We start from the raw sequence: 22228 nt of genomic DNA, 5'->3' as shown, positions 1-22228 counted from the left end.
GACTTGGCCGATCAGGCCGTTAGCAGCTGTTGACTGTGAGTCCCTGCGTGTTCGAAATATCCTGATTGGTCCGATCGCGCACGTTGAACGCACTTTCGTAGCGGATCTGGCGCGTGCCCAGGATATTGAGGTTCGGAATGAGCGGCTGATAATTGTACGTTACCTCGACGAACATCACGGCGGTTCCGTCCGCTGCAGTGATCTGGTTGCCCACAGGTCCCATCCCATCTTCAAGCGAATCGTCGGTCCGGCCGTCATCTTCTTCGCCATATGCGGGCGTAGCCGTCGTAAGCTGGCCCCAGCAACGCTGCCAGTTGATCATCTGGCCCTCGTCCGAGCCAGTCTGATTGTTTGGCTGCAGGGAAGATAGGACGATCCGCCCATTCTGTTCGAAGTCCAGTGCCTCGCCGACCAGGTTGGCGCCGGCAAAGACCTCGTAGACATTCGCCTCGTCCATGGTCGTATCGACGCGGCCCGCATTGTCGGCGACGGTCATCGCGATCTGGCTGACGCGCAGATGCGCGAGCGCATAGTTCGCGGTCTCGAGGCCGCCGAAAACCAGTGCGAGCACGATCGGCAGCGAGAAGGCGAACTCGACAAGGGCAATGCCCTCGCTGTCTTTCTTGAGCCGCCGATAGGCTGCGAGTCGGTTGAAGAATTTTCTGCTGGTCATCACGTACACACCGTCGGCGGCACCGCCTGGTCGTCATAGGGCTGATTGCGAACGGCGGCGCGCGCATTGATCGTATAATTTGCCGGCATGCCGATGAGATTGGCCATCGGCACAATACGAGGCATGCTGACGGTCACTTCATAGAACACCACATCGTCCGCGCCGCCTTGACCCGTTGCGCCTGCATCGAGGTCGAACGAACCGTTTCCGTTGATATCCTCGAAACAGTCCCCGGGATCATATTGATCGTTACCATTTACATCCGTGAGCAACTTTTCGGCGTTTCCGACCCCCGAAAACTCGTAGAAACTCGTCTGCTCGATCGTGTAGGTCGCATTGCGGGCGATATCGTTCACCCGCTCTTCGATAGCGTTTTCGATCCGTTCTTCGGTCGTCGAACCGGCGTAGGCGCTAAAGTCCGGGTTTTCGACGACCGCCGTGCGGGCGACATCGTTGAGAACGCCCTGCAGCTGCGCGCGGACATAGCTCTGATAACCGAGATCGAACGCACCCAGGAGCACGATCATCAGTGGCACGACGAGCAGACCGAACTCGGTTGCCGCCATGCCCCGCTCATCGCTGGCGAACCGGCGGGAAGTGGTTTTCGAGAGCGTCATTGCGTCAGCCTCAGTCGTCCGATGCCCGCGCCGATGCGCTCGAACACGTCTTCGAGATCGGTGCCATCGGTTACATAGAAGTGGCCCGAACTCGTCGCGCACGGTTCGACCTCGTCGGTATCGACATTGTCGAAGGCGATGATCCAGATGGTCATGCCCATCGATTTGGCAGCGCTGCACGCCGACAGGAAGCGCGCGATGTGACGGCTTTCCTGACCGCCGCTACCGGTCAACCGACGATTGAAGTTCCAATTGCCGAAGCTGCTATAGTTGCTGCTGGTCGGCACGAGGTCGCCGTCCGTCAGGAACACGATGTGCTGCGCTACCGGGATGCCGTTCCATTCGGTCGGATTGCGCGACGCGTTGATGCCGGTCGGCGATAATAGCCGCGCCGCCCAGACCAGGCCGAGATCGTGATAGGTATTACCGGCGACGATCGCAGTCGCGTCGTTGACCGCGTCCTGAAAGGCCGTTTCATTGCCATAGGTACTAAGGCGCGTAGCTGGCGAGGGGCACCAGCCATCATCGTCATACTCGTTTTCGTCAGGATCCCAACGGCCATATTGACGGTCGACGTCGTTCCAGGCACTCGCAATCTGGTCGATATCGTCCTGCGTAACCGTCAGATCGATATCGAAATCGCCGTCATTGTAGGAATTGCCGATAGTCGGCCGTTCCTCGACACAAGCCTGTCCGCTTTCGCGCCACGCGCGAATGCGCTCGCCCCTGCTACTGCCGTCGTCGAACCATTCGGTTTCGTTGATGTCGACACCGACATACTCCTCATCGCCATCGCCATCTTCATCCTGCGGGTAGAAGGTCGTGCGCAAGATATCGCGGGTTCTGAGGATGCCGCCCACATTCACATTCATCGAATAGGGGACGAAGCCATAGCGTGTGCGCGTGTTCGGCGTATCGGCGAGTGCACGGTAGAGACCCATCGCACCCGTCCGCAGGCGACTGATCTTCGACGCGCCGCCGCCGCTCGGGGCACTGTTCATCGAGCCCGTAACGTCGAGCACGACCATGATATCGTTGTTGCCATAATCCTGGTTCGCTTCGCACGACACGCTGATCGAAATGGAATCCCGCCCGAACAGCGCCATGACGGAAGTGGGAATATCCGCGCTGGCGCTCACTTCGACGATCGTGTCGTCGCTTGTGCTCTGCGCCACGGTGCGCGTGACATTTTGCGCATTCATGGTTGTCGATGGAAAGTTGAAATCGAAAAAGCGTTCGCCTTCGGTCCGAACGTCACTGTCGAAAACCGAGCCGGACATTTCGCGCCGTGCGGCCAATGCAGCCGCGTCGCAAGCATTTTGCAGCTTTGCCTGCGCCATATAGGCTCGGCTCATATCGAGGCCCGAACCGATCATGCCGGCAATCGGCACGAGCGCGGCGGCGGCCATGGCGAGCGTATTGCCGCGCGTATCGCGCCGCAATCGCGACAGAAAAGAAGCCGAGTTCGCGAATCGGCGCGACCCATTCGTTCTCAACCACTTATGCATCATGTTCCCCTGCCTTTTCGGCACAATTCACCTACATTGGGAAACGGTATGAACGGACAAACTTAAGCGCACCTCACTCGGCAGGGTTAACGCGATATTTGCCATGTTCAGCCGCTGCCCTAGGAACGGAGCATCATGGACCGTCTTGTCGATCCCGAGCGCGAACTGGCGCTCAGCTACGCGCAACGCGAGGCGCGCGAGCATCTGCGTGCACTGTGGCTGGTCGATGAGCGCTTTGGTGCGATAGTCGCCGGAACCACCGATCCGATCATCGGGGAAATGCGGCTGCTGTGGTGGCGCGAGGCGCTTACGACGGCTGCCCAGGAGGATCGCGCAGAACCGCTGTTGGAGCGGGTGAAAGCCACCCTCACGGCGACGGATAGCGACGGCGGAAGCTGGGGTGCGATGGCCGAGGGTTGGCATGCCTTGCTGCAGGAACCGCTCGGCGAGGCGGAACTCAATCGATTTGCCGCCGAGCGCGGCGGGCGTCTGTTTACTCTCTCGGCCGAATTGCTTGCTGGTGATGCACCGGCTGGGTCGGATCAGGAAGGGCGGGCATGGGCGCTGGCCGATCTTGCGCATCGGATCAGCGATCCTGCAATCGCCGAACTCGCACGCTCGATGTCGGCTCGGCTGTTGGATGCTGTTGAGCCCGGGCGCTGGCCGAGACCGTTGCGGCCGATAGGCGCTCTCGCGGCACTCGCGAAACGCGATGTCCGCACAACGCGCCGGCGCATCGGATCGCCCGGTCGCGTCGCGCGAATGGCGTGGCACCGATTGACGGGCCGGTGAAGGCGCTTTTGCTGACGGTTGAAAGACGTTAGAAATCGCGGCCGGGAGGACAGCGATATGGGGCGATATATTGCCGGCGCAGTGTCTGCGATGCTTCTGATCGCCGCCGGGCTGTTCATCTGGGAAACCGTCGCGCAGCAGGACGAACCGCCGCCGCCCGCGCCGCCGCCGCCGGCTGTGGAGGAGCCCGATCCGATGGATGCGCCCGAACCGGCCGGCATGGGGCCCCCGCCACCGGAAGCGACCGAGCTGACGCGCGAACAGCGCAGGTTCGGCCGCTACGATCGGAACCGGGACGGCAGTATCACGCGCACCGAGATGATGAGCACCCGCACGAACAGCTTCCGCCGCCTCGATACCAATGGCGATAATTATCTGACCTTCGAGGAATGGGCGGTACGGACGAGCGAACGCTTTGCCGGGGCCGATGCCGACGGTTCGGGCACGCTGACTCCGGAAGAATTCGCGACGACGCGGCCGCGGCGATCCGCCTCTTCACAATCGCGCTGCAATTGTTGAGTTGACGGCGCGGGCTCTGGGCGAAACAGTCACCAAATGCATATCAGGATAATCGCCGCCGCGCTTGTCGCGTTTCCATTGAGCTCGCTCGTCGCCGCGCAGGAGTCAGCGCCGCACGCTGCGATCGACTATAGTGCTGAAATCGCCATGATGCGCGAAGATCCGCGGCTGACCGCTGCCTTTGCTCATATCCGCGACACCCACGAAGCGCGTCTGCGCGATATGGTGATGCTGAACGAAATTCCCGCACCGCCCTTCGGCGAGGCGGTGCGCGCGGAAGCGTTTGCGGAAATGATGCGCTCGACCGGTTTCGGCGAGGTCGAGATCGACGCGGTTGGTAATGTGGTGGCGACACGGACCGGCATCGGCGGCGGACCGTCGGTGATGGTCGCCGCGCATCTCGATACGGTGTTCCCGGCCGAAACCGATGTAACGGTGCAGATCGACGGCAACCGCTACACGGCGCCCGGCATCGGCGACAATACGCGCGGCGCGATCATGTTGCTGCAATTCGCCTCGGCGATTGCGGCCGCCGATATCCGCACCCAGGGCGATATCGTCCTCGTCGGCAATATCGGTGAGGAAGGGCTCGGCGATCTGCGTGGCGTGCGCCATCTGTTCCGCGACGGTGCCGATCATCCCAATTCCTTCGTCGCGATAGACGGCGGGGACGATGCGCGCCTCGTAAACAGCGCGGTCGGATCAAACCGCTACCGGGTGACTTTTCGCGGGCCTGGCGGGCATAGTTGGGGCGATTTCGGCGACGGCAATCCGCATCACGCCGCGGCGCGTGCGATTACGCGGTTCGTAAATGCCGCCCGGCCGATCACGCAGGACGGGCCGCGGTCGAGCTACAATATCGGCCGGACGGGCGGTGGCACGTCGGTAAATTCGATTCCGTTCGAAAGCTGGTTCGAAGTCGATATGCGCTCGGGGGATCCGGTAAAGATCGCCGCGCTGGACGCGGCTTTTCAGCAGGCCATGGCCGACGGACTGGAGGCGGAGAATGCCGTCCGGGGCACCGGCGAGCTGTTGACCGTGGAGATCGAACAGATCGGACAGCGTCCGGCCGGGGAGGGCGATCCCAATTCCTCGCTCGTCCAGCGGGCGCAGGCATTGCTGCTCGCCGAAGATATCGAGCCGCGTTTGGTTGCCTCTTCGACCGATTCGAATATCCCGATCTCGATGGGCATTCCGGCGGTGACGATTACCCGGTGCGGGATCAGCATGCGCGCCCACTCGCTCGAAGAATATTGGGAGGATGACGGGAATGTACCGCTCTGTACGATGCGCGGTCTGATGCTTGTTGTTGCCGAGGCAGGGCTCGCCGAGAACTAGGCTGCGGCCTTGCGCTCCGTCTTTCCGATCCACTCGGCCATCGCGGTTCGCGCGCGGGCGGTAATCGCTTCCTTACGCTGTTTTTTGTGAACGCGGTCCGCGAGCGGTGGAAACAGGCCGAAATTGACATTCATCGGCTGATAATCGCGTGCGTCGGCCCCACAGGTGATGTGACCGAGCAATGCGCCAAGCGCAGTTTCCGCCGGCGGCGGCGAGAGCGTTTCTCCGCGCAACTCGGCCGCTGCGAACCGCCCGACCATCAGACCAATAGCGGCGCTTTCGACATAGCCTTCGCAACCTGTAATCTGTCCGGCAAAGCGGATATGCTGCGCGCTTTTAAGGCGCATCTCTCTATCGAGCAGCTTCGGGGCATTGATGAACGTGTTGCGATGCAGGCCGCCGAGCCGTGCAAACTCGGCTTTCTCAAGGCCGGGTATCGTCCGGAACAGTTCGACTTGCGCGCCGTACTTAAGCTTCGTCTGAAAGCCGACCATATTCCATAACGTGCCGAGTGCATTGTCCTGGCGGAGCTGCACAACGGCATAGGGCCAGCGGCCTTTGGGATGTTCCGGCGTGGCGTTGTGCGGATTGTCGAGGCCCACCGGTTTCATCGGGCCGTAGCGCAGCGTATCGACGCCGCGCTCCGCCATCACCTCGATCGGCATGCAGCCCTCGAAATAGGGCGTATCCTTTTCCCAGTCGCGAAACTCGGTCTTTTCGCCGTCGATCAAGCCCTGATGGAAAGCCAGATATTGCTCTTTGGTCAGCGGGCAGTTGATGTAATCGTCGCCATCGCCCTTGTCCCATCGGCTCGCCATCCAGGCGATATCCATATCGATACTGTCCCGATGGACGATCGGCGCGATCGCGTCGAAAAAGGCGAGCGCCTCGGTGCCGGTTGCCGCGCCGATGTTCTCGGCCAGCGACAGCGCCGTCAGCGGCCCCGTCGCAACGATCGTGAGACCGCTCTCCGGCAAGCTGTCGATCCGCTCACGCACGATCTCGATATTGGGATGCTGCGTCAGCGCGTCGGTTACGGCATCGGAAAAACCGTCCCGATCCACTGCGAGCGCAGAACCGGCGGGTACTTTGTGTGCATCGCCGCAGCGCATGATGATCGATCCGAGATCGCGCATCTCCTGATGCAGCAGGCCGACCGCGTTCCGCTCCGCGTCGTCGGAGCGGAAACTGTTCGAGCAGACGAGTTCGGCCAGCCTTTCCGTCTGATGCGCGGGCGTCATGTCGCCGGCGCCGCGCATTTCTGACAGACGCACCTTTACGCCCTGCTCGGCGAGCTGCCAGGCAGCCTCCGATCCGGCGAGCCCGCCGCCGATGATATGAATTTGGTAATCGGTCATCGTCAGAAGCTCACACGTTACGGCATGTTATTGAAAGCTGCATCTCGATTCTGGAATGTAATTGCCTATCGGCATTGCGCAATGGAAAGCGATCCGGCGCTGCCTATCTTCATAGCGCCAGCTCTTGGCCTGTGCGACACCAAAAGCGGATAGTCTCTTTAAATCCGGTCCATGCGCAGCCAGTTCGGGCTGCCGAGCCAGGCTCGTTCGAGCGCGGCTTCGGCCGCTGCCGCTTCCGGATCGTGGCCTAGCGCCCTTTCCGTCCGCGCGAGACCGTAAAGCGCCCAGCCGTTGGCCGGCGCCTGGGCAAGGGCGGCGCGGAACGCGGCCCGCGCTTCGTCATACCGACCCGCGCGATAATAGGCCGCACCCAGCGACTGGCTGATCGGATAATACCAATAGGGCGGCTCGGTATAGGGCAGCGTCCGTTCGATCTCGATCGCCGCCCGGTACAGGCGAATAGCCTCGTCGAGGTCATTGGTCGCATAGGCATAGCGGCCGCGGGCTACGAGCTGTGCGATCTGCACCAGATCGGTCGCCGGGACGCCTTGGTCGACCATTGGCGACCAATCCGTTTCCTCCGCCAGCGTTGTCAGCGCCGCCATTTCGCGCTCGAAGCCGGCCTCGTCGCGCAACTGCGCCTGCGCCGTCGCTCGAGCATAGAGCCGCATCGCTTCGACATAGGGGAGGCGGGTCTGGGACCGATCGAACTCCAATACCCGCTCCGGATCGGCAAATTGCGCGATCGCAAGGTAGGGCGCGGCATTGACCGGCTGCACCCAGGCGAGCTGCTCGGCGATGTCGGGGCTCACGACATAGGATAGGCGGTTCGCCTCGCGGATCGCCGTCGCCATGTCGCCGGACATCTGCGCCGATGTCACGATGAAATGCACATTGTGCGGATAATAGCCGTAGCGGTAGATCCCGTTGTCGCCGGCACTGGCCAGATAGGCCTCGTCGGCCCGCGTCGCCGCGATATTGGAACGGATGGAATCGGCATAACGCCCGATCCGGTAGTAGATATGCGCGGGCATATGCACGAGATGGCCGGCGGACGGCGCGATGAACTGCGTGAGCCGATCGGCCGCCGCCTCGGCGCGCCGCGGATCGACATTATTCTCCATCAGATGAATGTAGAGATGACCGGCTTGGGGATGGCCGGGATTGCGCGCCATTACCGTTTCGATCAGGCCAATCGCATCGCCGATGCGGGGCCGCGGTTCCGTGCGGTCCGCTTCCCAATAGTCCCAGGGGCTCGTGTCCATCGCCGCTTCGGCCGCCAACACCGCGACTTCGTCATTGTCCGGGAATGCAGCAGCAGCGCCAAACATCGCGTCCGAATAGGCGATGTCGAGCGCAGTCCGGTCCGAGTCCGCCTCCGCGGAGTAGCGAACGGCAACAGCGTCGATCAGGGCCTGTTCGAGCGGCGATGCGGCATCGCGCAGCGCCGAAGCGCGCGCGACCGCTGCGAGTGCGGTGTCGTTGGTGCCGGCATCCATCGGTGCGTTAATATTCGGCCCGTAAGCGAGCGCTTCGCCCCAGTGGCACAGCGCGCAGCTCGGATCGAGCCGCTGTGCCTGTTGGAACGAGCGGATCGCCCCGGCATGGTTGAAGCCGTAGAGCATCATCAGGCCTTGGTCGAAATAGGCGCGCGCCTCCTCGCTGTCCGTTGAGAGCGCCAAACCGAATTCTGGCACGTTATCGTAAAGCGGCATCGCGTCCTCGGGCGTGACATCCTGCAGCGCGGACGCCAGCAGCAGGCGTGCCCGCAGCGCATCGTTGCCGAGCGACGAGCCGCATATCGCCCTCGCAGTTCGCGTCGGATCGAGCATCGCCAGCGTCTCGGCGGAATAGGCGGTCTCTTCCTTTGCGAGGAGAGGGGCTGTGCCTGCGCTTTGCGTGATCCCGGCAAAGCTCGCCAAGGCGGTCGCGGCGAATAATCTGTTCATCGAATGTCTCCTGCCCCTGTAGAGGCCGCCAACGCGATGCAGATGCTTTGAAGTGCTGCCCTGTTCGGGCGCATCGGCCCCTTTATCGATGACGTCACCATAGCAAAAATGCCCGATTGCCGCCATTGCCGATTTGCCCGGGCAGAAAGGCTGTCCTAATGCCTTGGCCGATGCAAACGGGGATCCGATGACCGAAACCGTTGGAGACAGGGAGGACGCGCCGGCTGGCGGTGTCGCTAGTGTCGTGCTGCTGCTCGGGCTGCTTGCGGGCCTGAGCTACTATCTGGCTTCACAATTCGTGGAGCCCTCCGCCCTGCGGATCGCCTGGAAAGGTGCCGGCGTCGGCTTGCTGGCAATTTGGGCGGCGATGCAGGCGCGCAGCCTGGACGGCTGGTTGCTGGCACTTGTGATGGCGCTCGGCGCGAGCGGCGATGTCGTGCTGGAAGCTGTCGGCTTCGTGGAGGGCGGGATGGCCTTCATGGCCGGGCATTTGATCGCGATCACGCTCTTCTTTCGCAATCGCCGGGCCGAGACGAGCCTGAGCCAGAAGGCATTGGCGGTACTGCTGGTGCCGGCCGTAATCTGGATATCCTGGATGCTGCCGGCCGACCGCAGCATGGCAACCGATATCGCACTATACGCGACCCCGCTGGCCTTCATGTCGGCGCTGGCCTGGCTCAGCCGTTTCTCGCGCTACCTGACCGGTATCGGGGCGATCCTGTTCGTCATATCGGACCTGCTCATTTTTGCGCGGTTGGGGCCGCTGGCGACATCCATGGTTCCGGGCCTGTTGATCTGGCCGCTTTATTTTACCGGCCAGGCAATGATCGCGATCGGCGTGGTGCGAACGCTGGCCGCAGACCGCACCCCATAACGCTTGCCCTTCTTAGGCAGTACACGACGACCGCGCGGCCTCGGTTTCGCAGCTCAGCAGGGCGACGAACTTTTCGGCGTTGATCGCCACATCGTCCTCGCCGATCTGATCGAACGGATCCTCCAGATGATCCTGGATGTTGGCGAGGCCGACGAGGATGATCGAAAACAGGATCGGCATCGCATAGACGATTGGCAGGGAGTAATTCTCGGCCTCATAGGCGAAGAAGGGGCCGTAAAGCACCGGTAGGACGAGGATGAAGAAATCGCTGAATGCGTTCAGCGTGCGCGGCGTGCGATACTGATAGATATGTTTGATCTGCTCGAACGAGACTATCATCTTGCTGACGAACTGATTGCAGCGCGAGCATTCACCTGCCGACAGGCCGTTTTCGCGCAGCCTTTTCACGAACTCGGACAGTTCGGAAAAGGCAGCGTACACGCGCCTCTCCGATTGCTCCAAGTCGCTGACCGGGCTTTTCAGCATGTCGCGGATCGCGACGAGCAGCGTGCCCAGCGTCCTTTCGATATCGCGTAAAAGGGAGTCGTCGCGCTTCGGCATCCAATCGCGCGCCGCGAAATAGAGCGCGCGGCCATGGGCCTTGATGATCCCGTAGTCGTCGAGCGCCTTTTCCCGACGCTTGAAGGCATGGCCGATAGCGAAGACGATCGGAAAGACGATGGCTGTGGCGATAAGCGTCAGCGGAAAATTGCCGGTGATCCCGTAGCGCAGGCAGAACCATGTCGACAGCACCGCGAGTCCGGCGACCAGCAGGCTCCGCATATCGATGACCTTGCCGATGACCATCATGTTGCCCATGATCTTCTCCCCCGTTCTTTTTGGCAGACTAGCTGCCGATCAGGCGGATTGGCGATATGCGGCGATGGTGGTTCTGTGGAGTAACCGGTCATGGCCGTCATAGCCGCCGGTCGCTTTGTGCAGCACCGAGCGATTGTCCCACATCACCAGCATGTCCGGTTCCCACCGGTGGCGATAGATGAATCGATCCTGCGTCTGCCAGGTGTGCAGTTCCATCAGCAGGGGCAGGGCTTCGGCCGGCTCCATGCCGTCTATCCCCGCGATATAGCCGACCGTACCGAAGATACCGGGCCGCCCGGTCTCGGGGTGCTCGCGGATGATCGGGTGGAGCCGGATTTTCTTGGCATCCTCCGAGGGGCGGATATCCATCGAACGGGCTTCGTCCTTCTCGCCGTACATGCCTTCGGGCGCATAGGCGTTTCTCGCCGAATGGACGGCGTACCTGCCTTCCAGCCTCTGGCGCAGTTCGTCCGGCATCGCATCGAGCGCGGCGTGCTGGTCGGCGAATAGCGTGTCGCCCCCCGATGGCGGAATGGTGATGCCATAGAGGCAGGTGCCGGCCGGCGGATGCTCCTGAAAGCTCCAGTCGGTATGCCAGTTCTCCGCGAACAGCGGGGCGCTTTCGTCGGCATCGCGCTGCACGGCGATAATATGTTCGCGGCCCGGGATCGGCGCGATGAACGGATCATTGCCAAAGGATCCGAAATAGAGCGTGAAACGCTCCAGATCGTCGTCCGTCAGTTTCTGGTCCGGGAAGCTCAGGACGTGATGGTCTAGCCAGGCAGCGCGGATATCGGCGACGCTGCTGTCGGATAGCGGTGCGGTGAGATCGACGCCGGTCACGGTGGCGCCGCAGGCTTGGCCGGAGGGTGTGACCTTAATCGCCACCGTCTTTCGGCGTTTCGCCGTCCATCTCCGCCGCTACGGCTTCCTCCGCCGCGTCTTCCGGACCTTCTTCTTCGTCGATCAGGGCAACGCCCACGACCTTTTCGCCCTTGGCCACGTCGAGCAGCGTTACGCCGGCCGTGCTACGGCCCATCACGCGGACATCGCTGACGTTCATCCGGATCAGCTTGCCTTGGTCGGTGATCAGCATGACCTGACTGTCATTGCTGGCCGGGAAGCTCGCCACGACTTTGCCGTTGCGCTTGATATTGTCGATATTGACGACGCCCTGACCGCCGCGCTTGGTCAGGCGATACTCGTACGCACTGGAACGCTTGCCATAGCCGTTTGCGCACACCGTGAGGATGAATTCCTCGGCCGCGATCATCTTCGCCATGGTTTCGGGCGGCAGCTCGGGTTCGTTGTCGTTATCCTTCCAGGGCGCGGCCTTGAGATAGGCGTCGCGTTCCTCGATCTCGGTGCCTGTCGCGCCCATCACCGACAGCGAGATGACCGCATCGTCGTCCTTCAGCGTGACGCCGCGCACGCCGGTCGCGGTGCGGCTCGCAAAGGCGCGGACATCGGTCGCCGCGAAACGGATCGCCTTGCCGTTGCGCGTGGCGAGCAGCACATCGTCGCTTTCCTGCAGCAGCGCCACGCCGATCAGCTTGTCGTCGCTGTCCTCGGCGAAGCGCATCGCGATCTTGCCGTTGGAGGGGATGTTCTCGAACGCATCCATCGAATTGCGCCGGACGCTGCCCTGCGCCGTCGCGAACATGACGTGCAGGCTCGACCATTCGGCCTCGTCTTCGGGCAAGGGGAGCACGGTCCGGATGAACTCGTCCTCGGCGAGCGGCAGCAGATTCTGCATCGGCCGGCCCTTGGTTTGCGGGCCGCCCTCGGGCAGCTTCCAGACCTTCATCCGATAGACCTGTCCCTTGTTCGAGAAGAAGAGCACAGGCGTGTGCGTCGAGGTTACGAAGAGCCGCGTGACGACATCCTCTTCCTTCGTCGCCATGCCGGCCCGGCCCTTGCCGCCGCGCCGCTGCGCGCGGAAGGTCGCCAGAGGCGTGCGCTTGATATAGCCCGAATGGGTGACGGTCACGACCATCTCTTCGCGGGCGATCAGGTCCTCGTCCTCGATATCGAAATCGCCGGCCGTGATCTCGGAAACGCGCGGGGTGGCATATTGTTCGCTGATTTCATCGAACTCGGCGCGCATGACCGCGTAGAGCTTCGCCCGGTCGCCTAGGATATCAAGCAGCTCGGCGATCTTTTCGGCCAGTTCCTTCAGCTCCGCGCCGATTTCGTCGCGGCCGAGCGCGGTCAGGCGGTGGAGCCGCAGTTCAAGGATCGCGCGGACCTGAGCATCGGAGAGCTTGTAGGTGTCGCCCTCTATCGCCGTCTCGACCGCCTCGACGAGCTGGATATAGGGGCGGATTTCGCCGATCGGCCATTCGCGCGCGAGCAGTGCGGCGCGGGCCTCGGCTGGGTTCGCCGACCCCCGGATGATGCGGACCACTTCGTCGAGATTGGTGACGGCCACCACGAGCCCGAGCAACAGATGCGCGCGCTCGCGGGCCTTGAGCAACTCATATTTGGAGCGCCGGGTAATGACCTCTTCGCGAAACTGGATAAAGGCCTGAATGATGTCCCGCAGCATCAGCGTTTCAGGACGCCCACCACGGATCGCGAGCATGTTCGCCGGGAAACTCGATTGCGCCGGTGTATGCCGCCAGAGCTGGTTGAGCACTACTTCGGGCGTCGCGCTTTTCTTCAGCTCGATCACGACGCGGACGCCGTCCCGGTTCGATTCATCGCGGATATCGGAGACGCCTTCAATCCGGTCGTCCTTTGCGGCCTCTGCGATCTTCTCGACCAGTCCGGACTTGCCGACCTGGAAAGGAATGGAGGTCAGCACGATGGCGCGCTTGTCGCCGGCTTTTTCCTCGATCTCATGACGGGCCCGCATCAGGATCGAACCGCGGCCCGTCTCATAGGCCGCACGGGCGCCCGAACGACCGAGGATCAGCGGCGCAGTCGGGAAATCGGGCGCCGGCACGATCTCCATGAGTTCGGCATTGGTGATTGCCGGATTGTCGATAAAGGCGCGGCAGGCGTCGAGCACCTCGCCGAGATTGTGCGGCGGGATGTTGGTCGCCATGCCGACCGCGATCCCACCTGCGCCGTTGACGAGAATGTTGGGAAAACGCGCCGGAAGAACCTGCGGCTCAGTTGTCGATCCGTCATAGTTCGGGATGAAGTCGACCGTATCCTTATCGAGATCGTCGAGTAAGGTCATCGCGACCTTGTTGAGCCGCGCCTCGGTATAGCGCATCGAGGCGGGCGGATCGGGGTCCATCGAACCGAAATTGCCCTGGCCATCGACGAGCGGGACGCGCAGGGACCAATCCTGCGTCATCCGGGCGAGCGCGTCGTAGATCGCGCTGTCGCCATGCGGGTGATAATTGCCCATCACATCGCCGACGATCTTCGCCGATTTGCGATAGGGCCGGCCGGCGACGAAACCGCCTTCCTGGCAGGCATAGAGGATACGGCGATGCACGGGCTTGAGGCCGTCGCGGACGTCGGGCAGGGCGCGCGCCACGATCACCGACATTGCATAGTCGAGATAGCTCGACTTCATCTCGTCGACGATGTTGATCGGGCTTATGTCCGACGGGTTCGCCATGGTCGTCTGGTCGTCGCTCAAAGCGTCACTTTCCATTGTGAAATATTTATGAAAAGCCTAGCAAAACTGCGGGAATTAGGCGAGCGGAAAGCCCGATTTATCCACAATTGCGGCAGGGGGTATCAGGGGGCGATTTCCTCGCCATCCCACGCAAAGATATGGCCGCTATCGGCGGGCTTCAACCCGTCCAGGACGTCGAGGAACTGCAGCGCCGCACGCTCGGGATCGAACAACTGTTTCGCCGGTACGTTGCCCTGAAAAGGTTCGCTGAGCGGCGTATCGACCGTGCCAGGATGCAGACCGACGATGATCGCGCGATCATTCTTGCGCTTATGCTCGATGGCCAGGTTGCGGATCATCATGTTGAGTGCGGCTTTGGACGCCCGGTAGCCATACCAGCCGCCGAGCCGATTATCCGAGATGCTGCCGACACGGGCCGAGAGCGCGGCGAACGTCGCCGGACCGTTCTTGGGCATGAGTGGCAGGAAATGTTTGGCGACTAATGCAGGACCGATCGCGTTGACGGCGAAATTTCGCGCGAGCCAAGCCGCGTCCAGATCGCGCATCGATTTTTCGGGGCCGGTCGGTCCGTCATGAAGAATGCCGGTGGCGACCAGGATCAGCGACAGGGCAGGGGCATCGGCGAGGCTTTCCGCCGCGGCGGCGATGCTGGTCTCATCTTCAAGATCTATTCGGCCATCGCCGGCACCGGAACGCGACAGCCGGACGACGCAGTCATATTGACCCTCATCGGCCAACACGTCGGAGAGGGCGCGCCCGATCCCGCCCGACGCGCCGATGACGACTGCGCTGCCCGTCATCGACGGACGAAGCGCCAGCTATTCTCGTCAGAACCGTCCTTTACGAAACGATATCCGTCGCTGTCGAAATCCTTGAGCGCTTCCGGATCCTCGAGACGATTCTCGCAAATGTAGCGCGCCATCATGCCGCGGGCGCGCTTCGCTTCGAAACTGTTGAAGCGCAGTCCGTTCGGCCCGTCCTCGCGGAAATCTATCGTGATCACGCGCGCCGCTTTCACAGTCTGCGAGTTTTCGACCGCCGCCCAATATTCGTTGCTGGCGAGGTTGATGATGACGCCCGATCCGTCCGCCTCCAGATCTTCGGCCAGCAGGTCGGCGATCTTGTCGCCCCAGAAATCCGTGAGTTTCTTGTAGCGCGGCGCCCATTTGGTGCCCATCTCAAGGCGATAGGGGCGAATGGCGTCGAGCGGTCGCAACAGCCCGTAGAGCCCTGACAGGATGCGCACATGATCCTGGGCGAATCGGATGCCCTCGTCGTCGAGAGACCGTGCTTCGAAACCGGTATAGACGTCGCCGGCAAAGGCGAAGATAGCCGCACGTTCGGGCTGATCCCAGAAATCCTTGAACCGGCCGTAATTCAGCTCGATGAGCTTGTCCGATACAGGCATGATTTGCTGGAGTTTTTTCTTCGTGAGGTTCGACGCCGCGGATACGAGCCGCTGGGTCTCGTCAGGAAACCGCGCTTCGGTCGAATCCAGAGACCGAATCTCGCTGTCGAAGTCGAGGGATTTTGCGGGGGAGATCAATGCTAGCATGGCGTCCGGTTACCGGCTTGCTTCGCCCTCGTCAAAGGTGGCTTTCCCATTGAAAACGAACAATTCAAGCAAGGTTCAGCCGCCAATCACCATAAACGCGCCATCCAACGCAACTTGTTCTCCGGCTCATCCGTTAGTAGCAGGCTATCGAACGGTCCGTTTGGAGCGCGAGAATTCAATAAAGAGAGGCAATTTTCATGATACGGGTTTCAACAATGGGTCTGGCTGCGGCGCTGGCATTCGGCGGCGCGTCGATCGTCGCAACCGCGCCGGCCATGGCTATACAGGCCGCCGAAGAAGCGGAAGAATTCGATCCGGGCGAGATTTCCGACGAGGTACGCGCCGTGGTGGTCGCCGTGCAAACGGCGCTCGAGTCAGAAGAGGCGGCGCCGGATAATACAGCGCTCCTGTCGCAGCTGCAGGGCGCGGTACCCATGATTCAGAACAATGATGACCGATTCATCATCGGGCAGCTCATGCTGCAGATGGCGGCCCGTATCCAGAATGCAGGCGGCACCGCCGAACAGGTGCAGGCTGCGCAGATTCCGGGTCTGCGGCTTGGTCTCGAAAGTAACCGCGTCGGCATCGAGCAGCGGCCCGTCTATTGGCTGGCCATCGGCAATGCGGCGAACAGCTCAGAAGATTTTGCCGGCGCGCTGGAAGCGTATCAGAATGTGCTGCGGTACGATCCCGACAATGCGGACGCGCTTATTCAATCCGCGCTTGCCAATTTCCGGCTCGATAACGATCCCGCTGGCTATGCCAGCGCGAGCGCGGCGTTTGAAGCGCTGCGAGCGGCCGGTCAGGAAATTCCGTCGAGCTGGCATACGGTGCCGTTCCGCAATGCATATGAGACCAACGACGTGCCGCGCGTCGTGGAATTCGGTACCGCTTTGTTGCAGTCCCATCCGTCGCCGCAGAATTGGAACGAGGTTCTCCGCGTTCTGCAGACAGCGGCGCGGCTCGAAGAGCAGGCCAATCTCGACGTGCTGCGCCTGATGCGGGCAACGAATGGCTTGGACGCCAATCTCGTCAACGAATATGTGCGGCTCGCCGCTCTACGCGGTCTGCCGCGCGAGGCGCAGAGCGTATATGAAGCTGCCCGCGCCGGTGGCGCGATCCCGGCCAATCAGGAAATCGAAAGCGAGCTGGCATCGTCGATCCCCGCCGACCAGGCTGGACTTGCGGAATCGGAAGCCCAGGCCCGCAGTTCTGCGGCCGGACGCGTGGCACTCAACACCGCGGATGCTTATGCGTCTTACGGGGACAACGCGAAAGCGCTCGAGCTCTATGACATCGCTCTCGAAAAGGGCGGTGTCGACGCCGGGACCGTACATCTGCGCAAGGGTGCGCTGCTCTATTCGATGGGCCAGATGGATCAGGCGCGTGCCGAATTCGAGGCCGTGACCGGGGACCGCGAACCGCATGCGGCTTTCTGGCTGCAATGGCTGGACGAGCAGGCTGGAGCGACCGCAGCTCCGGCAACTGCCGAGCCTGCGAGCGCCGAATAGGGCGAGAGGCAGGACAGGCGGAAAAAATTTGGGGACGGCGACATGGTATCGCCGTCCCCATTTCTTTATGCGCTTTTGGAAGTTGGAAAATGAGGTGGGCGTAGTGAAAAGACTGTTGGCACTGGCGGTTGCGGGGATGATAGCCGGAGGCGTTGCGCCGGTGCTCGCTCAAACGACGGCGCTGGATTACGATCTGACGCGAGACGTGCGCCAGGCATCCGAGCAGGCGCAGGTGGCGATCGCGCAGGGCAATTTTCCGGCGGCCTCCGGGTTTCTCGCTCAGGCGTCAGGGGCTGCGCGCACCGATGGCGACCGGTATGTAATCGCGACGCTGCAGCTCGATGTCGCCAATCGCACCTTCAATACGGCGGCACAGGTGGCGGCGATCAACGCACTGCTGTCCAACCCGCTGTTATCGGCCGAGCAGAGCGCGGAACTCTACTATCATCGCGCGCGCATCTCGTACCACGCGCAAAATGTCGAGGCGGCGCGCGCGGACTTGCAAGCGGCGATCGATCGCGGAACGGTCAATCCGCGCGTTTTCGTGGCACTGGCGAGCCTCACTGACGAACGCGGCGATCATGCCGGTGCGATCGCGCTGGTTGAACGCGCTTTCGCGATCCACCGTACGGCGGGCATGACGATACCGGCCGAATGGTATCGCCGCGCGATCCACTTCGCGCAGGAAGCCAATGATACAGCGCGCGTCGTCGCTTTCGGCCAGTCGCTGGTCGCCGAACATCCGACCCAGCGCAACTGGCGCGACGTGATCGTGCAGCACCGGGCGGCCTATTCTGCCGATCCGGAAGCCGCGCTCGACCTGTGGCGCCTCCAGGACGCGGCGGGCGCATTGACCGGTGAATTCGACTATCGCGATTATGCGCAGGTCGCCCATGGCCGGGAACTGCCGGCGGAGATCGAACGGATCGTACAGGCAGGCCGGGCGATCAGCATGCTTGATGGCGGCAATGCTGAGATTGCGACGTTGGACCGCGGGACGACGCGGGCCGCGCAGAGCCTGCGCAGCGCGCTGCCGGGCCGGGCTGAATCGGCGATGAGCGCGGCCACGGGCGAGGCGGCAATGGCTGCGGCCGACGGATATATGTCGCTCGGCGAATATGCGGCGGCCGCGCCATTATATCGCGCGGCGCTCGAAAAGGGCGGGGTCGATGCCGAATTGGCGGCACTGCGCCTCGGCATCGCATTGGCGCGATCCGGCGATCGTGCCGGTGCGAGCGCTGCGCTCGACCAGGTCACTGGTGCGAGAGCGGCGGTTGCGCGTCTCTGGCGGGCCTATGCCAGCCTGCCGCAAGCCGCGCCGCCCACCGCGACGCCTGCCGTCCCGACAGGCGGGTGATCCGCGCGAGGCCGGTTATAGGCCCGGCGCCGTCTATTCCGCCATATCGACGGGAACGCCCGGCAATGACTTCGCGGTGCGGATCGTCAGCGAGGTCTTGACGCTCTCGACGTTGGGGATCGTCGTCAGGCTCGATGTCAGAAAGCCTTGAAAATGCTGAAGGTCGCGCGCGACAATCTTGAGAATGAAATCGATTTCGCCGTTCAGCATATGGCATTCGCGTACGAGCGGGAGCGCGGCGACGCGTTCCTCGAAGGCGCGCAGATCGTCTTCCGCCTGGCTCTTGAGGCTCACCATCGCGAAAACGGTGATACCGTAGCCGAGCGTCCGCTCGTCGAGACGCGCGTGATAGCTTTTGATCGCGCCGCTGTCTTCGAGCGCGCGGACGCGGCGCAAGCAGGGCGGCGCCGTAAGTCCCGCGCGGCGGGCCAGTTCGACATTGGTTATGCGCCCTTCTTCCTGAAGGGTCGCGAGGATCAGCCGATCGATATCGTCAAGCGCGGGCGAGGCGGACTTCATAGTCAAATCCTTCGTGGAACTGCGATTCCTTATAATTATATGTCCCGGAAAAGCAATTGTGCCAGTATCGCACAGAAAGAAAAGCCGGGTTTCGTTAACCATTTTGCCCGGCTATCGAAATCTCCTGTACCAAGGGCGGCTCGCGGCGCCCGAAGCGGGGATTTCGATGCGATTTGACGACATGTTGGCCACGGTTATGGCGCAACCGGCCGACACGCCGGCGGCCCGGATATCGCTGTGGCGGCAGTTGGTCGACATCCTGGCACAGCGCGAGGATGTCGCGCTCGACCCTGATCATGTCCACGCCTTTTCCAAGCTGGACGAATGGCAGGCGGAGGTTCCGGCCGAGATCAGGCTCGAGACCGCCCGATCGCTGTCAGGGCGAACGCTGCCGGCCTGGCTCTACGCGCTCTTCGCCGAGGAAGAGGCGGAAATCGCGCGGCCGGTCGTCCTGCATGCGACGACCGATACCCACGATCTGATCGAGATGTTGCCGCAAATGCGCGCCAGTTCCCGCGCGCTATTGCGGCATCGGCGAGACCTCGATCCCGCGGTTCGTGAAGCGCTCGAACGGTTCGGCGCATCGGATATGATCCTCGAAAGCCGGAAGGCCGCGGCGGACGAGAACGAAGCGGATATACTCGAGCTCGATGCGGCCGACGCAATTCCTGACGCGCCGCAAACCGACGAGATTGCGGGTAATGTCGAGCAGATTCGCATGTTGGTCGAGCGTATCGAGGCGTTCCGGAAATCTCGTGGCACTGACCATGAAACGGCGGCGGCCGGCGATCCGGTCGTAGAGTTTCGTTTCGAAGCCGGTCCTGACGGGGTGATCCGCTGGGTCGAGGGCGCGCCGCGCGGGGCCCTGATCGGCCAGACGATAGCATTCAGTGCGGACGCGCTGGACTTTGGCGTCGATGGTCATGCTGCCGGCGCATTCCGGCAGCGCGCGCCGTTTCGCGATGCGCGTCTCGTGGTTGCGGGGGAGGGGCCGGCATCCGGCGCCTGGCGGATATCGGCCGTACCCTTCTTCGGCGACGATGACGGCCGGTTCGCGGGCTATCGGGGAATGGCGCGGCGCCCCCGCCGCGACGAGGACCCTGCGAGCCGCGAAGCGGAACCTGCCGGGCTGTTCGGCACCGACATACAAGCAGACTCGCTGCGCCAGCTGATCCATGAGCTGCGTACGCCGCTTAACGCGATTATCGGGTTTGCGGAGATGATCGACGGCCAATTGCTTGGGCCGGTCGCGACGCTGTATCGCGAGCGGGCCGCAGAGATTGCGGGTGAGGCTGGCCGCCTGCTGCAGTCCATCGACGATATCGATACGGCGGCGCGGGCCGAGACCGATCGCCTGGCGCTCGATGTGGAGCGTGTCGATGTCGCAGCGATTCTCCAGCGGTTGCACGACGACTATGTCGGCCAGGCACGCGCGCGCGATGTCGATCTTGCGGTACGCATCGAACAGGGGCTCCCGGTTCTCGATGCGGACTCGATCGCTATCGAGCGGATGGTCGAGCGTCTCCTTTCGTCCACGGTCGGGCTTGCGGCGCCCGGCGAAACAATCGGCATCCGCTGCACACGCGATGGCGTGGATGGCGACGTGACCATCGCCTTCGATCGGCCGGCGATACTGACCGGCCAGCCCGAGTCCGAACTACTCGACCCCGGTTATTCGCCGGACGGGGATTGGCCGGACGCCCCGGCGCTCGGTCTCGGTTTCGCGTTACGGCTAGTCCGCAACATCGCGCACGAGGTGGACGGCCGGCTCGATGTGGAGCCCGGAAGATTTGTCCTGCGCTTGCCGGTAAATGATGCTAGCGCCTTGCCCGGTGAACGGGGCAGATAAGCATAACGCAGATCGCAGGCGCGTCGCGCGCGACGGACCCGACCGCCGCGTCGGACGCATTGATCGTCCGGCCGATCCGAGAGCCTATGCGTCGTTGCCCGAAGATTTCGGCCCGCATTACGTAATCTTCGTCGATACCGAGGAGGAATTCGACTGGGAGCAGCCGCTGAGCCGCGACAATGTCGCGGTGACGGCGATGGAGGGGTTGCCCGACGCGCAGCGCTTCTTTCGTGAAGCCGGTGCGCTGCCGGCCTATATGGTGGACTATCCGATCGTCGATAACGATCGCAGCGCGGCGATTATCGCCGAGATGCACGCGCAGGACGGGTGCGAGATCGGCACCCAGCTTCACCCCTGGGTCAATCCGCCATTCGAGGAGGAAGTGTCCGGCCGGACCAGTTTCACCGGAAATCTCCCGGTCGAGCTGCAGCGCCAGAAGCTCAAGCGCCTGACGGAGCGGATCGCTGACCGGGTTGGTGAGCGGCCGATCCTCTACCGCGCGGGCCGCTACGGTATCGGCGAACACAGCGCGGCGCTGCTCGAGGCCGAAGGATACCGCCTCGATACGTCCGCGCGCGCCCTGTTCGACTATTCGGGCGAGGGCGGTCCCGACTTTTCGCGCTTTCGGGCCAATGTCTTCTGGGCCGGACCCGGGCGGACACTGCTGGAGCTACCGCTCACCTCGACCTTTGTGGGACCGCTGCGCCGCTTTGGCATGCCGATGTTCGCATGGGGCGAGCGATTGCCGCTCTGGCGCACCTTCCTCGCGCGCACGCGCCTGTTGCAGCGCGTTTCGTTAACGCCGGAGGACTATCCGCTGGATCTGGCGCTGGACGCGATCCGGCGGCTGATCGACGATGGCGCGCCGATCATCGGTCTGTCCTATCATTCTCCGTCTGTGGTCCCGGGACATACGCCCTATGTGCGCGATGCAGACGATCTGAAGGCCTTCTACGCCTGGTGGGACGGGGTGTTCGAGCTGTTCGCCCGCGAGGGCGTGACCGCCGTACGCGCGGGCGATATCATCGCTGCGGCGGACCGGGCGCGGGCATCGGAACGGAATGGTCCTGCCTGATACCGAAACCCGCTTGCTAAGCGCCGCGCGCTTTGGCAGGGCGATGCCGCGAAAACCGGTGGGGCCTGTAGCTCAATGGTAGAGCCGGCCGCTCATAACGGCTTGGTTGGGGGTTCGAGTCCCTCCGGGCCCACCAGCCTTCGCTCCCTGCGGGAGCTTCGACTGGCAAGCCAGTCCTTGCCCCCTGTTACAGAGCGGGCTAATGGGCGACGGCTTTTTCGGCAGATATGGCGGGCTTGCCCGCCGGAGCCTGTGGCGAAGGCGGGGAGTGGCGCAGCCTGGTAGCGCATCTGTTTTGGGAACAGAGGGTCGCAGGT

Annotated in this window: 19 protein-coding genes and 1 tRNA gene; 9 read left to right on the top strand and 11 right to left on the bottom strand. The window is 62.7% G+C overall.

Annotated features, from left to right (window positions below; all coding sequences use genetic code 11):
- Positions 1-19: 19 nt before the first annotated feature.
- Genes ACTS1Z_RS08285 through ACTS1Z_RS08275 form a run of 3 tightly spaced genes read right to left on the bottom strand, consistent with a single transcriptional unit; the run spans position 20 to position 2732 of the window.
- On the bottom strand, positions 20-673 hold the full coding sequence (locus ACTS1Z_RS08285; RefSeq protein WP_442623980.1) for a TadE/TadG family type IV pilus assembly protein: 654 nt from the start codon (positions 671-673) through the stop codon (positions 20-22).
- On the bottom strand, positions 673-1290 hold the full coding sequence (locus tag ACTS1Z_RS08280) for a TadE/TadG family type IV pilus assembly protein (protein WP_442623979.1): 618 nt from the start codon (positions 1288-1290) through the stop codon (positions 673-675). Before ACTS1Z_RS08280 ends, ACTS1Z_RS08285 begins: the two co-directional genes overlap by 1 nt.
- Positions 1287-2732: a TadE/TadG family type IV pilus assembly protein gene (locus tag ACTS1Z_RS08275; RefSeq protein WP_442623978.1), complete on the bottom strand. Its 1446-nt coding sequence runs from the start codon at positions 2730-2732 to the stop codon at positions 1287-1289. Before ACTS1Z_RS08275 ends, ACTS1Z_RS08280 begins: the two co-directional genes overlap by 4 nt.
- 201 nt (positions 2733-2933) lie before the next feature.
- Between ACTS1Z_RS08275 and ACTS1Z_RS08270 the strand changes: the two genes are divergently transcribed.
- From ACTS1Z_RS08270 to ACTS1Z_RS08260, 3 genes are read left to right on the top strand one after another with little or no spacing between them, the layout of a single operon-like run.
- Positions 2934-3590 carry a squalene/phytoene synthase family protein gene (locus tag ACTS1Z_RS08270; RefSeq protein WP_442623977.1) on the top strand — a complete coding sequence of 219 codons (657 nt, stop codon included), beginning with the start codon at positions 2934-2936 and terminating at the stop codon, positions 3588-3590.
- Between the two features lie 57 nt (positions 3591-3647).
- On the top strand, positions 3648-4109 hold the full coding sequence (locus ACTS1Z_RS08265; protein ID WP_442623976.1) for an EF-hand domain-containing protein: 462 nt from the start codon (positions 3648-3650) through the stop codon (positions 4107-4109).
- Between the two features lie 36 nt (positions 4110-4145).
- Complete coding sequence (locus ACTS1Z_RS08260) at positions 4146-5447, top strand: M20/M25/M40 family metallo-hydrolase (protein ID WP_442623975.1); 1302 nt, start codon at positions 4146-4148, stop codon at positions 5445-5447.
- Here ACTS1Z_RS08260 and trmFO read toward each other — a convergent pair.
- Together trmFO and ACTS1Z_RS08250 are read right to left on the bottom strand one after the other, a co-directional pair.
- A complete protein-coding gene (trmFO, locus tag ACTS1Z_RS08255; RefSeq protein ID WP_442623974.1) occupies positions 5444-6805 on the bottom strand; it encodes a methylenetetrahydrofolate--tRNA-(uracil(54)-C(5))-methyltransferase (FADH(2)-oxidizing) TrmFO in 1362 nt (453 codons plus the stop codon). The genes ACTS1Z_RS08260 and trmFO overlap by 4 nt on opposite strands.
- A 158-nt stretch (positions 6806-6963) precedes the next feature.
- Positions 6964-8754: a tetratricopeptide repeat protein gene (locus ACTS1Z_RS08250; RefSeq protein ID WP_442623973.1), complete on the bottom strand. Its 1791-nt coding sequence runs from the start codon at positions 8752-8754 to the stop codon at positions 6964-6966.
- A gap of 187 nt (positions 8755-8941) precedes the next feature.
- Here ACTS1Z_RS08250 and ACTS1Z_RS08245 point away from each other — a divergent pair, with 187 nt between their 5' ends.
- Complete coding sequence (locus ACTS1Z_RS08245; RefSeq protein ID WP_442623972.1) at positions 8942-9628, top strand: lysoplasmalogenase family protein; 687 nt, start codon at positions 8942-8944, stop codon at positions 9626-9628.
- Between the two features lie 12 nt (positions 9629-9640).
- Here ACTS1Z_RS08245 and ACTS1Z_RS08240 read toward each other — a convergent pair whose 3' ends face one another.
- From ACTS1Z_RS08240 to yaaA, 5 genes are all read right to left on the bottom strand, one after another.
- On the bottom strand, positions 9641-10447 hold the full coding sequence (locus ACTS1Z_RS08240; RefSeq protein WP_442623971.1) for a hypothetical protein: 807 nt from the start codon (positions 10445-10447) through the stop codon (positions 9641-9643).
- A 39-nt stretch (positions 10448-10486) separates the two neighbouring features.
- Positions 10487-11335, bottom strand: coding sequence for a TauD/TfdA dioxygenase family protein (locus ACTS1Z_RS08235; RefSeq protein WP_442623970.1), 849 nt, complete (start codon positions 11333-11335; stop codon positions 10487-10489).
- Complete coding sequence (gene gyrA / locus ACTS1Z_RS08230) at positions 11325-14024, bottom strand: DNA gyrase subunit A (protein ID WP_442624027.1); 2700 nt, start codon at positions 14022-14024, stop codon at positions 11325-11327. Before gyrA ends, ACTS1Z_RS08235 begins: the two co-directional genes overlap by 11 nt.
- A 122-nt stretch (positions 14025-14146) precedes the next feature.
- Complete coding sequence (locus ACTS1Z_RS08225; RefSeq protein WP_442623969.1) at positions 14147-14845, bottom strand: SDR family NAD(P)-dependent oxidoreductase; 699 nt, start codon at positions 14843-14845, stop codon at positions 14147-14149.
- Positions 14842-15600: a peroxide stress protein YaaA gene (gene yaaA / locus ACTS1Z_RS08220; RefSeq protein ID WP_442623968.1), complete on the bottom strand. Its 759-nt coding sequence runs from the start codon at positions 15598-15600 to the stop codon at positions 14842-14844. Before yaaA ends, ACTS1Z_RS08225 begins: the two co-directional genes overlap by 4 nt.
- Positions 15601-15797: 197 nt before the next feature.
- Between yaaA and ACTS1Z_RS08215 the strand changes: the two genes are divergently transcribed.
- Positions 15798-17111: a hypothetical protein gene (locus tag ACTS1Z_RS08215; RefSeq protein WP_442623967.1), complete on the top strand. Its 1314-nt coding sequence runs from the start codon at positions 15798-15800 to the stop codon at positions 17109-17111.
- Between the two features lie 103 nt (positions 17112-17214).
- Positions 17215-18468, top strand: coding sequence for a tetratricopeptide repeat protein (locus ACTS1Z_RS08210; protein ID WP_442623966.1), 1254 nt, complete (start codon positions 17215-17217; stop codon positions 18466-18468).
- 33 nt (positions 18469-18501) lie between these two features.
- On the opposite strand, the gene ACTS1Z_RS08205 is transcribed toward ACTS1Z_RS08210, so the two are convergent.
- Complete coding sequence (locus tag ACTS1Z_RS08205; protein ID WP_442623965.1) at positions 18502-18987, bottom strand: Lrp/AsnC family transcriptional regulator; 486 nt, start codon at positions 18985-18987, stop codon at positions 18502-18504.
- A gap of 166 nt (positions 18988-19153) precedes the next feature.
- Between ACTS1Z_RS08205 and ACTS1Z_RS08200 the strand changes: the two genes are divergently transcribed.
- From ACTS1Z_RS08200 to ACTS1Z_RS08190, 3 genes are all read left to right on the top strand, one after another.
- A complete protein-coding gene (locus tag ACTS1Z_RS08200; RefSeq protein ID WP_442623964.1) occupies positions 19154-20836 on the top strand; it encodes a histidine kinase dimerization/phospho-acceptor domain-containing protein in 1683 nt (560 codons plus the stop codon).
- Positions 20837-20930: 94 nt separating this feature from the next.
- Positions 20931-21911, top strand: coding sequence for a polysaccharide deacetylase family protein (locus tag ACTS1Z_RS08195; RefSeq protein WP_442623963.1), 981 nt, complete (start codon positions 20931-20933; stop codon positions 21909-21911).
- 61 nt (positions 21912-21972) lie between these two features.
- Positions 21973-22047: transfer RNA gene (locus tag ACTS1Z_RS08190), tRNA-Ile, on the top strand.
- Positions 22048-22228: the final 181 nt, after the last annotated feature.

The sequence above is a fragment of the Parasphingopyxis sp. genome, from assembly GCF_052168295.1.
GTDB lineage: Bacteria > Pseudomonadota > Alphaproteobacteria > Sphingomonadales > Sphingomonadaceae > Parasphingopyxis.
This window is presented reverse-complemented; position numbering and strand designations above follow the sequence as displayed.